An 11,605-nucleotide genomic window follows, 5' to 3' on the forward strand; every position below is an offset into this window, starting at 1 on the left:
GCACACAGGCTCTCAGTTTTTTAATCTTTAAATACCAAATCCAACTCTTCTTGGCGACCACGACTATTTTCACTTTCAATTTCAATTATCCTTTTGCCCATTCGTTCAATTAGTCCTACTACTAGGGCATTTCCCATACAGAAGTATCTCATTCTTTCTGTCATGCCTTCAGTCCAATTATCAGGGAATCCATTTAGTCGTTCACATTCTACTGGTGTCAATACTCTCAATCTTTTTGTTAAGGGATCTTCTACAACATGAGTACTTCTATTAACTGTTCCTTCACTAGTTAACATAGTTCTTCCAGGTTTGTCTAATGGTTCTGGAAAAGACATTCCACCCTCTGAAAAAGTATATTGATGACCTGTGGCAGATGTTCTTTCAATTCTTTTAGGTCCTTTTAAGTATTCAAACTTTTCTATAGCTGCCTCTGATAGATAATATTTTTCATCCACATTGGATTCTAGGATTTCTCCAAGTAATACCGGTTTTTCTTCAATAGGAGCTACTTCTTCTGTATAAACCAGACCATCTCTCATTATTCCTGCATTGTAATAATTCATTGAAACTTCGTCTGAAATCTCAACAAGGTCTTTTTTCATAATAAATGACTGAGGCTTTTTCTTTTCGCTAATTTCACTTTTAACTGGGAAAGCTTGCGCAAAAAAGCCTGCATCATGTAACATGTCACTTTCAGAACGAATTCTATTATTAAATACATATGGCGTTTGATTTTTCGTAGCAAAAATAAACACTCTTCTTCTTCTTTGGGCTTGCCCATAATCTGCAGCATTCACAACGCGCCATTCAACTGTATAATCCAAATCCCTTAGACTAGCTAACATAATAGAAAAATCCCGACCACGTTGTTTAGAAGGAGACTTTAAGAGACGATCAACATTTTCCAATAAAATGTACTTTGGGCTTGTTTCTTTTACGAATCGAACAATCTCCCAAAAGAGCACCCCCTTTTTCCCTTGTATGCCTTTTTCACCGCTGAGGCTTCTTGCCACTGAATAATCCTGACAAGGAAATCCGCCAACAATTAAATCTATTTCTTTCCCATTAAAAATATTTGTATCTACAGTAGATACATCCTCATTTGAATGTACTCCGTTATTATGAAATTGGCGAGAATAACAATCAAAGGCATGTTGTATTTTCTTAGATGGCTCCCATTGATTTCCCCAAACAACCTGAAATCCACCTACGGCCTCTAGCCCAATGCGAAAACCACCTACACCGGCAAATAATTCTATTACATTCATTAAGACCGAACATCCTTTCGGTTAGTTACTTAAACTTATTATACAAAAAATTCTACAATAGATTAACTATTTTACATTAAATTTATAAATGATTATATCAATAATATAAGTTCTCATTATATCAAAAAAAATAAACTAATGCTTTAGTGAAAATATAGTAATAACTAATGTGATGCACCACCTATGCCATGTGTTGTACATTGTCGCCATTATGCTTCACTACGTTCCGTAAACTTTTTTGCGAATATAATACATTTTTTAATTGAAAATATTAAAAGCCTAATCTCCTTAGATAAACTAAGGAATTAGACTTATAGTTTTTTGCAATAGCAAACCATAATATTACTTATAATCACCTAATGCATATAGTAGAGTAGTTACACGACCTAGCCGCTAATATTGTTTAGTTTGAATTGTTATATTTATAGTTAATATTATTTTTGTTATACCTACCATAAATCAAAGTACAAACAATATTTTATCGTCAACTATTATAAATAGATTCACATTAACAATAATACAAAAGCTAAAAACACGTCGACCCAATTATTTAACACAATTGTTATCATTGTTTATTGATTATAAAACAATTTGTTGATTGAAAGACTCTGGTACGCGGAAGAATCTCCCCCACCTTTTAAAGACCTAATCACATGTGCTACCCGTTGCACCAAGTTTGATTCGAATGTATATTGAACGTTGTTATATCAGGGTTTGTGCTTGTTTAAGTACATGCCTAATACCTATAAATATTGATTCTGGTGTTCAGCTGTAATTGCAATGAACAAAACTCTTCTCGTTAAACATTGTGGTTTGCTAAAAAACAGGCACAAAATAGCCCTTAATTAATATGCTACCTATGACCTGAAAAACCATAGCGTAAAGTCAGAGTTCCATAATTCCTTCTTAAACACCTTGAGGAGATGATTAATAAGGTATATGCCATTTGGTAATTGTCTTTAAGCTTTAAACATCTACTTTTAAAGTCCCTCAATGTAATATGACATTCTCGTAATAAAGCCTCTGAATGACTATCCCTAACACGTTACTCCCCACTAATCCTAATAACGACCGTTTCCAAATGAGTTTTCTTTAATAAGGTTATATGTTTTCCTTTTGAGTTTTTTAGTTATATATCGATATTTTTATTCCTCATTATTTTTAAAATTTATACTTTAAATGGTAAAATTATCATTAACTTTAAAATACTTATAATGAGGGATATATAATGAAATTTATTATAGTACACAAACCGTGGTCTATAGGTGAAACAGTTAGAGAAACACCTTATATAGAACTGCTCAGTGATAATTGGGACGACTTTAGTTATAAAACACTTTTTACAGCCTATTATTTTGATCAAGACAAACAAAGAAAGAAACTTGGCGAAGTGAAAATCTTACACAAAGAAAAATTAATAACTAGCCAATCTCTAGATGCTAGTTTCACAGAGCTGTCTGATAATTATTGCTCTCTAGGACAAACAATGGATTACTATAGAAAATTAAGCGAGTTACCTAAAAATATTTATAGTGAGGTTCTATACGGCTTAAGGGATATTGCTTTTGATAGGAAACACGCAATAGACTTTCTAGAAATTGAAGGTTTTAAAGATTCTCTTCTTAGGTCGAGTGAAGCTAATAAAGCATACAAAACAGCATACGAAAAGTTCTTTTTGAATGAGGACATTGCTTCAGAAATTTTTAAATTTAAATTCAAATACAAGCCACCCTATTCGGAGTTCTCTAACGAGATTTCATTTGATTATGAAAAGTACGGCTTTCTTCCTAATAGAATGAATATACTAATCGGAAAAAACGGAACAGGGAAAACTCAGTTACTTTCTTCATTTGCTGACGCACTTTGCGGAAAATCAAGCAAAGCACAAGATCTTTTTGAGCCTCCTTCAATCCCTTTATTTAGCAAGGTAATTGCTGTTTCCTTTAGTGCATTTGATAATTTTAGGAAACCATATAATGAACATTCCAATGTAAACAAAGAACTAGCAGAAAAAAAGCAAGAAAAGTTTAATTTTGATGATTTATCAAATATGCGTAAAGTAAATAATTATGTTTATTGCGGAATACAAGACTCTAAAGGAAAGACTTTCTCTCTTCAGGAACTAAAGGAGAACGGAAAAAGAAACTACCAAAAAATTAAAAATCGCAATTCGGAAAAAATAAATTTTTTAGAAAAGTGGAAAGAAATACTTTTAAATACAGAGATCCCAAGCAGGTATTTGACTTCACCAGAAGATTTATTCACTCAGGAATTTAGTTCTGGTCAAAATATTATTGTTTCTGTAATTACAGAGATAGTAGCAAATATTGAAGATGAGTCTATTTTGTTATTTGATGAACCAGAACTCCATCTTCATCCAAATGCAATCTCTAATCTTGTTAGAATGCTGTACAAATTATTAGAGGAATTTAATTCATATGCTATCATTTCAACTCATTCACCGTTACTAGTACAAGAAATCCCTTCCCATTATATAAATAAAATGGAAAGAACTAAGGAAGATTTACTATTTGTAAATAGATTAAACACTGAAACTTTCGGTGAAAATGTTTCTTCCATTATAAATGACGTATTTAATGTTAGAGCTATAGAAAGTAATTATAAAACCCTCTTAGAAAAAGCTGTGCTAGTGGATAACAAAACACCCGAAGAAATTAATTCACTTTTCCCATTGGGACTTAGCCTTCATGCTATGACATATTTAAATATATTATTAAATCAAAAAAATAGGGACTTATAGATAAATATGAGACATGTTAAGTTAGAAAGATATACAGAGGAGATTCCATCAGAAATTTATGACGATATTGTAGGAACAAAAAATCTTTCTTGTAGAGTTATGCTTACAAGTAACTCACCCAGTGGAGTTAAAAACATTGTGCATGAAAGGTATGAAGAATATGAGAATAATCTTACATCCCTTGAAAACATAACACCAATTACATTTAGCAAAAATGAGAAAGACTGCTTGAAAGGTTGCTACGAGAGTGAAACTGCTAATAGAAATAAGTTAGTTAAGAACATAATGGAGAGAAGGGATGTCCATTCAAAAGCGATATGCTGCTACTGTGGCTTTGGGAATCCTGAAACACTAGATCACTTTCTCCCCCAAGGCATATATCCTGAATTCTCGATACATAGCTATAACCTTATACCATGTTGTTCAGCATGTAATAATATTAAGGATAGGCATACTGTAGATATAATTAATGGGGAAAGATTATTCATAAACTTTTATTTTGACGAAATACCTGAAGAAACTTATCTTTTTGCCAACATAGAGAGAATCAACAATAGTTTTATTATTGAATTTATGTTCGAAGCACCGAATGAGGATTATCTTTATAAAATAATTGGTAACCATATACAGCAACTCAAAATAATTACTAGGCTTGAGAGTATTTCTAATAGTTATGTAGATGATTACTATAAACAAAACCAATACGCCTTACAAGAAGGACTTACTGGTGAATTATTGAAAGCCTCTCTTCAAATAAGTACTAAAAGTTTGCAAAACCAACATGGAATGAACTATTGGAAAGTAGTACTTAATAAAGCCATTCTAAATTGTCCAGCCTTTTTTTAAGTGTACTTTAACATAAAGAACAGGGGAATACTACTCACCCTTGTTCTTTTCACATGTACACCCATAGGCACTTTATTTACAAACTAGAAAGAAATATGCTGTATATCTTTTTCTAGTTTTTTTATAGCTTTAAACACGTATTTCCTAAAATTTTTGTCTACTGTTTCATCACTTAACTTATTTAAGTTTTTATATTTCACCACACCTCTTAAGAATTCTTTTTTTTGAGGAGTCGTGTATTTATCAAAATTAGGAATATATTTACTTGTCGACCTGTTGAAATGAATTTCATAATAAGTCTTAATAAACCTCTTAATATCTTTCTTATTAATATGGGTTATTTTAAACCTTTTAAATTGTTTTTCAATGAACCAATCTAATTTAAACAGAACCTCTAGGTCGTCTATTTGTGAATAGAAGAATAACCATCCATACTTTTTTTCGTCTATTATCCCTCCAGTTATCACCAAGTTTAAACTCCAAATAAATTCAGTTGTCCTAGAATAATCAGAATACTTGTAACGAGTAAAAATTTCAATAATATTCTTTTCAAGTTTATAAATATTATTTTCTTTTACACCTGCTACCTTGTTTTTAAAGTAGTAACCCAGGAATGAAAATTCCTCAGATAAAAAACCATCTACATTTTTATCCCAGTTTATACTTAGCTTCAAGGCTTTTATTTGCTCTTTGACTGAAGTTTCAATCGTTTTCTTATCGCTTTCATTACATATAATCAGTATATCGTCAACATACCTAAAATAAGCAAGGTTTGTCTGTTGGGTGAATATATTATCAAAATCATTCATATACACGTTGGCTAATATATTTGAAATTGACAATCCTTGTGGGACTCCCTTTGAGTTAACCCCATACGGTTTTTTAGAAGAAGGTAGAATAGTGGGTGTACTAAAGGATTTTGTTATAAGGTTAAGAACCTCTTTTTTTCGGATTCTTCTTTTAAGTTTTTTTAGAATAATTTCGTGGTCTATATTATCATAAAACTTTTCAATATCTATCTTAATAAAGTAGTTAAAAGAAGGATTTTTCAGAGTAACCTGAAGCCTAGATATAACAGTTTGAACTATCTCATCGTCTATATCTTTTTCAAATACTTCTGATAAAATATTATGTAGAATAGCAAGTGTTAACTTGTCTCTAAGTGTTGGAACTGAAATTACTCGCGGAAATTTACCCTTTCCTTTATTAATTAATTTTTCTTTATAGGGAGAAAATTTATAAGTATCGTTAAATACTTTTCTATTTATTACTTCTACGTATAAATCTATATGTTTTCCAAAAGAGACATCATTAACTCCATCTATTCCTGTAGAGGGTTTTAATTTTACCCGTTCTTCATAAATCTTCTTAATAGCTTTTTTTCTAAATGACTTATTAAAAATTTTTGACGCACTCAGCTTAAATCCCCCCATAAATAATAATGATTGGTGAAAAAGGGATGATTGTTAAAAGTAATATTAAAATGACAAAAAGAAATTTTAGTAAATAGAGTTTCAAGTAGTCAAACCAGTGACGGTACTCTTTTTGTGTTATCTTAAATTTCAAATAATCATATGAACTATGATTCTCTACACTTTCAAGAATAGCATTATAATTATCACTTATTCTTTCAAACTTCTTTATCGACTCTTCATTACTTAATCGAGATAACTGATGCTGCAATATCTCTAAATCCGTTAGTAACCCATCTAGTTTTATATAGCAACTTCTTAAGTTAACTATTCTTTCTTTATAATTTAATGAGTTCACCCCAATTGATCCAACTAATAAAAATAAAGAGGCAATTACTGAAATGAAGGAAAGATGATTACTTTCACTACTTGAGTATAGACTCCAGATGGAAATACTTAAAATTACTATTGAATAATAGTTAGTAAAAATTTGTGCAATTCTATTCGTTAAAATAAGCCTCTCTGATGTATTTATTCTGCACTTACGTGTAATCCATATCTTATTGATTAAAGCCTTTACCATTTTATCATTCAATTTTTTCACTTCCATCTATCTTTTATAATACTGGAGACCCCTAACTCCATTACATTATCACTTTTTCCAAAGCCAAAGCCAGCAAAGAAAGAAAAACTTACCAACTTTTAGAGGATATGTATCATCCCCGTTAATTAGCCACATTCCTTAAAATTAAAGAAACCTTCTGATTAAAAACCAGAATAGGGGTCTCCAATAAGCAAAATACCATTTTTTCTATCTTCTGTAAACTATAAACCAGTTTGATATGACAAAGAGAACAAGAACAATTCCACTTCTTTAGAAACAGGACAATCTTCCTCTGAGTATCAATTAAACTAGTTTTAGAAAGATATTTTTTTAAAATAATTACTGTAAGCCTTCCCAATCCCCATATCTTTAACATGGAAATTATTCAGGTAACTACACTAATCTAAATAATTTGATAGAAGATCCTTTTGCCAGCATTTCATAATTAAGTATCTATACAAGGAGTGAAATCCGGAGATATACATCTCATTCATCAATCTATCATTTTACCGTTTTTAAAGGGCTTCATTTCCTGCTTTAAATTGGTCCGTACCTGCAGAATATGACTAACATCCAGTATCCCTTCCTATTGTTGCTTGTCTTTCATTCTTTAAATCAATGTAGGTGATGAAATAAAAATTTGAAGCTTCTATCTCACCTTAATTCTTCCCCTTTTGATATATTGACATTAGAATGATTCTACTATATTTGGTCAAAAATTTAATTTATCAATCTCGTAAAATATTAGTATATTGCTTGCTTGATAATCCATTTAATTTATTCCATATACATAAAATAATATAAGTCATGTTGGAAATTTACCGAATGCGGTGGAGATTAGAATGGTTTCATAATCTAGAAAAAGCATCCAAATAATATGGATGCCTTTTTTCACTTTATTTCAACAAACCGTAATTTTTTCTCAGATGAATCGAACTCATATTTTATTAACCTTACATTTGACCACTCATCTGAAATTGCAGGCCTTCTCCCTTTAATATAGTTCCGTTTACAGACCTTGTATTTATAGTCTATAACTTCTTTTGAAAAACCGGAGCAAACTAGAAAAGCATTTACCATTGAATAATCTCCATAAGAATATTCTTGATTGACCCAATCAACATACTTCATAATTTGATCAATAGCATCAAATGTTCCGGGACCTTTTTTAATTTCAATAATTAAGTATTTGGAGATGGTATCAAAGCCATTTATGTATTTATAACCAAATACATCCATTCTGTCCATATAATCTATAGGCTTAAATGGTGAAGCAACTACTTGCCTAGAAACATAGTCCCAACTCCCAAAAGGTGAAGGTATACCTTGTGAAATTACATCAATTATTCCTGCTTCAATTGCCATTTCATGATTTATAACTTTGCCATGGGAGCACAATGACAATAAATTTTCTGACGTAATTGAGTAACTTCCGTTAACTTTTTGTTTTATATTAGAAGTTGTATCTATTTTAGAGCAAAAAATACCTTCCTGTTGATTGATGAACTCTTCATTTCTTTTTAATATTATATCTTTCAATGCTTTATTTTCTTCATCATCAATTTTAATAAAACTAGTTTTCCAATATGCCCTTAACATTCTAAAGCTGCTAGGGTTTGAAGACAATACATCATCCATGTCAATTCCCCTCTTGAAAAAGTGAGGTGACGGATGGAACGTACACATGCACCTTGTGTTCACATTGTGTTGAGTTTGGTTGATTAACATTGAATCCTTAATATCGAAAAAATCGACTGAGTAAGGCAAGTCTGAATTGGGAAAATTCAAATACTTACAGTCGTGCCCAACGTTGATTAGTTTCCCAATACCATAAATCATCCTGTCCCTAAAAAAGTAGATATTATCTTGTTCTTTCATACTAAGATAGTCAGCAAAGGTCCCTTCATGTTCCTTTCTCCATATATTATTATCAGGAATTTTCTTAAAATTTGTCCCATAAATACCATTTTCAATACAATATACCAGAGACTCTTCACTATCTAAATTAAAAATATATCCAGCCATAAAACTCTCATCCTTAGAATTTTTTTTACTGATTTATAACTTATATAATAATGTTTTAAGTTAGTTTAAGTAAATTTGGGTTTTGTTGCAGCTTGAATCATTCTTTACAAATCACTTCTTACCAATAATTCAATGATACTCAAGTATCTAGGGTAACCTTCTATTTTATGGTAGAGTTAGAGATTAGGATATACTTATAAACTATGCTTTTCGAAGATATCTTCAAGTGTACCAAAATCTTTCCAATCAATAAGAATTTCATGTAATCCATTTTCATTATAACAATCTGAGTGATATAAAGAGTTCAATACATCAATTACCACTTTATCATTCGTATTTAATGTTTTTCTGCAATATGAACAATTAATTTTCATTTTTTATTCCTCCTTCTTCTGAATGAACAAATCCTATTATATGGCTAAAAAACTCATGTAAATCACTATGGAAATTACTTAAAATCCTATATCCGCAACCACGTTATCTAACTCTATGATTTACCTTCCTATTTTAAACATTTTTATGTACCCACTACTTTTCTTTCATATCCATTTGAATTAAATGCTTACATTTAGGACATTTGCAAGACAGTTTGTACTCTTTTTTCTTTGGGTTAAATTCCTTTGCAAGCTGATCAATAATTCCCGGTATATTAAGAAGCACCATAATTAAAGAAATTGTCGTAATCAGCTGTGTATTTTGATTTAACTCCTTCAAAGTAATAGCTAAGAATGTAGTAATAATTAGAAATATAATCATTCCTGTTAAACAAATTCTTAAAAATAAATTACCTTTTTCCTTTAATTTCTTCACATACAAACACCCTCTCATTATATTTTTACGTTTGAAAGGATATATGGTTTCATTTTACTAGTTTTACCTAGAACTCAATTGAATACTAGACGAACGCAATAAGATACTGTTTCTTTATTTTCCATTCATAAACGGTGCTATAACTAACTTGAAATTGTTAAGTCGTGTCTTTCAGCAAGTATTCTTTCCTGCAACATATTAATTGAATATTTTAATGAAATTAATAATGCATAAACACTATCAGCATCTAAATTCTTCATTTCAATACTCGTAATTAAATTATCTTTATCACATTCTGCAAGTATTGAAATCAATCTTTTTTCTAAATTTAAGACTGAACTTTTTATTACTTCATAATCTAAACTATATCTATAAAAATCTTGCTGGTCTCTAATACTTATTAGCCTTTCAAAGGAATCAATCATATCTTGAATTTTATAAAAGGCTTTGACTGAATTAGGTAAACAATTGTAAAAAATTTGCCTAACATATTTTTCGTCCTCTGTTTCCTCACTTGTTAAAGATTCCTGTATCGGACCTTTAATGTTTGTTCTTTTTTCCAATTCTCCTTTTACTGTTTTCTCTAATAGTAATAAATGACCAAATAAAATTTCATCATTATTAAGTAACATCATCTTTTTTTTAGCTACTGACAAATAGGGTAACGTTAAATATGTCAAATTTTTTAAATCGTTTTGGTATGAAACTAAACTACCTAACAACCTATCAAACTCTTTATTTTCCTGATAGATTACTATTCTTTTGTTAAATTGTAATTGTTTCTTATTCAAATCAACTACTTTTTGGTTTACTTTATATAAATAAAACGTAAGTATTATCATTGCTCCGCCGCTTACTGCTGAGATGAAAATAACACTAAATGAATCAATATTATTTTGTATTACATCAGTCATAAATGCTGCAAAGCCTAGTATCCCAACAAGCCAAATAGATTCTTTGTATTTTCCCATTATAGTTCTCATCCTTAATTACTTTATTATTATTAAACGTTAACGAAAATTCCATTTTGCCATCGCTTGATTTAATGTTAAGTCTTGGTAGTTTCCCCAGGTTCGCATATTGAGTAGCCCGATCTTATTCCATTTATAACCCGGTTCCGGCATAGACGGGGTATCCCCTTCCATTCCTTCTCTTTACCACCTCTCCAGCATGGCATGCCATTCATACAGGTGCATGACGACATCACGGAAATTCTTGTCTCTTTCTTGCGTTTCAATGGCGATGCCTCTTTTTCTACTTGGTACAGATTCAATAATTTCAAGTAATCTATTAAAGTTTTTGTCACTATTCAACAGTAGAGTTTCTTTTTCACTTGTAGTCACCTTGGTACTCCGCTCCTCCCGATATACTCCCTTTGTTCCGCTCAAATCCTAAATACCTAGTCCCTTGAAAGCTCAATACTCCCTTGTCATCTTCAGAGAGTAAACCATACTCCTTACCGGCAACATGAAACTCCGAGCGGTCTCCACTTTCGAACTCGAACGTAACATAATAGCTGGTATGTGCGCTGGAGGAATGGTGGTGATGGTTGTCATGATGATGCATATTGGACCTTTTGGTAACATCTATTCGTTTTGATGTCACAACAGCTGGCACACTTAGCCTCGGAGACTGCTCATTTTTGTGCCATTGACCAATCCCTTGGAAAACTGAAACTAAGATAACACCAATAATAAGCACAAAAACAATGCCAATAAAAATAGGCCCGATCTGAAACATAAAATCGCCACCACCCATATATGGATCTGACATGAAACACTCCTCCTTTGGTTACATCTTTTGGAAATATATACGCGTATAAATGATAAAAGTTTCATAAGTTCTGCTACAGCATTCTCGCCTTATCAAAAAAATAAGC

10 protein-coding genes and 1 pseudogene are annotated in these 11,605 nt (G+C 31.1%); 2 read left to right on the plus strand and 9 right to left on the minus strand.

Annotated features, from left to right (window positions below; translation table 11 throughout):
- Window positions 1–20: 20 nt before the first annotated feature.
- The gene (gene dcm / locus HC179_RS17245; RefSeq protein ID WP_168865440.1) at window positions 21–1,268 is read right to left on the minus strand and encodes a DNA (cytosine-5-)-methyltransferase; all 1,248 of its coding nucleotides are present in this window, start codon (window positions 1,266–1,268) and stop codon (window positions 21–23) included.
- Window positions 1,269–2,496: 1,228 nt separating this feature from the next.
- Here dcm and HC179_RS17250 point away from each other — a divergent pair.
- Entirely contained in the window at window positions 2,497–4,029 is a 1,533-nt protein-coding gene (locus tag HC179_RS17250; protein WP_168865441.1) for an AAA family ATPase, read from the plus strand.
- A 6-nt stretch (window positions 4,030–4,035) separates the two neighbouring features.
- Window positions 4,036–4,875: an HNH endonuclease gene (locus tag HC179_RS17255; RefSeq protein ID WP_168865442.1), complete on the plus strand. Its 840-nt coding sequence runs from the start codon at window positions 4,036–4,038 to the stop codon at window positions 4,873–4,875.
- A gap of 83 nt (window positions 4,876–4,958) precedes the next feature.
- On the opposite strand, the gene HC179_RS17260 is transcribed toward HC179_RS17255, so the two are convergent.
- The 8 genes and pseudogenes from HC179_RS17260 to HC179_RS17300 all read right to left on the minus strand — a co-directional run bounded on the left by HC179_RS17260 (window position 4,959) and on the right by HC179_RS17300 (window position 11,499).
- Complete coding sequence (locus tag HC179_RS17260) at window positions 4,959–6,308, minus strand: reverse transcriptase domain-containing protein (RefSeq protein WP_168865443.1); 1,350 nt, start codon at window positions 6,306–6,308, stop codon at window positions 4,959–4,961.
- The gene (locus HC179_RS17265; protein ID WP_168865444.1) at window positions 6,295–6,882 is read right to left on the minus strand and encodes an SLATT domain-containing protein; all 588 of its coding nucleotides are present in this window, start codon (window positions 6,880–6,882) and stop codon (window positions 6,295–6,297) included. Before HC179_RS17265 ends, HC179_RS17260 begins: the two co-directional genes overlap by 14 nt.
- Before the next feature lie 900 nt (window positions 6,883–7,782).
- A complete protein-coding gene (locus HC179_RS17270; RefSeq protein ID WP_205825373.1) occupies window positions 7,783–8,916 on the minus strand; it encodes a PDDEXK family nuclease in 1,134 nt (377 codons plus the stop codon).
- 194 nt (window positions 8,917–9,110) lie between these two features.
- Window positions 9,111–9,290 (minus strand): hypothetical protein, encoded by a 180-nt coding sequence (locus HC179_RS17280; protein ID WP_168865445.1) that lies wholly within the window; start codon window positions 9,288–9,290, stop codon window positions 9,111–9,113.
- Window positions 9,291–9,444: 154 nt separating this feature from the next.
- A complete protein-coding gene (locus HC179_RS17285) occupies window positions 9,445–9,726 on the minus strand; it encodes a hypothetical protein (protein WP_168865446.1) in 282 nt (93 codons plus the stop codon).
- Window positions 9,727–9,869: 143 nt separating this feature from the next.
- Window positions 9,870–10,697 carry a hypothetical protein gene (locus tag HC179_RS17290; protein WP_168865447.1) on the minus strand — a complete coding sequence of 276 codons (828 nt, stop codon included), beginning with the start codon at window positions 10,695–10,697 and terminating at the stop codon, window positions 9,870–9,872.
- A 39-nt stretch (window positions 10,698–10,736) separates the two neighbouring features.
- Window positions 10,737–11,069: pseudogene (locus HC179_RS17295) on the minus strand (ClbS/DfsB family four-helix bundle protein).
- Window positions 11,056–11,499: a DUF2500 domain-containing protein gene (locus tag HC179_RS17300; protein ID WP_168865448.1), complete on the minus strand. Its 444-nt coding sequence runs from the start codon at window positions 11,497–11,499 to the stop codon at window positions 11,056–11,058. Before HC179_RS17300 ends, HC179_RS17295 begins: the two are co-directional and overlap by 14 nt.
- Window positions 11,500–11,605 lie beyond the last annotated feature (106 nt).

This window comes from Bacillus sp. RO1, assembly GCF_012524115.1.
Lineage (GTDB): Bacteria > Bacillota > Bacilli > Bacillales > Bacillaceae_I > Sutcliffiella_A.

Coding starts and splice junctions, on each gene's coding strand:
- HC179_RS17260 (WP_168865443.1), bottom strand. CDS start 6,308: ATGGGGGGATTTAAGCTGAGTGCGTCAAAAATTTTTAATAAGTCATTT.
- HC179_RS17255 (WP_168865442.1), top strand. CDS start 4,036: ATGAGACATGTTAAGTTAGAAAGATATACAGAGGAGATTCCATCAGAA.
- HC179_RS17280 (WP_168865445.1), bottom strand. CDS start 9,290: ATGAAAATTAATTGTTCATATTGCAGAAAAACATTAAATACGAATGAT.
- HC179_RS17300 (WP_168865448.1), bottom strand. CDS start 11,499: ATGTCAGATCCATATATGGGTGGTGGCGATTTTATGTTTCAGATCGGG.
- dcm (WP_168865440.1), bottom strand. CDS start 1,268: ATGAATGTAATAGAATTATTTGCCGGTGTAGGTGGTTTTCGCATTGGG.
- HC179_RS17290 (WP_168865447.1), bottom strand. CDS start 10,697: ATGGGAAAATACAAAGAATCTATTTGGCTTGTTGGGATACTAGGCTTT.
- HC179_RS17250 (WP_168865441.1), top strand. CDS start 2,497: ATGAAATTTATTATAGTACACAAACCGTGGTCTATAGGTGAAACAGTT.
- HC179_RS17270 (WP_205825373.1), bottom strand. CDS start 8,916: ATGGCTGGATATATTTTTAATTTAGATAGTGAAGAGTCTCTGGTATAT.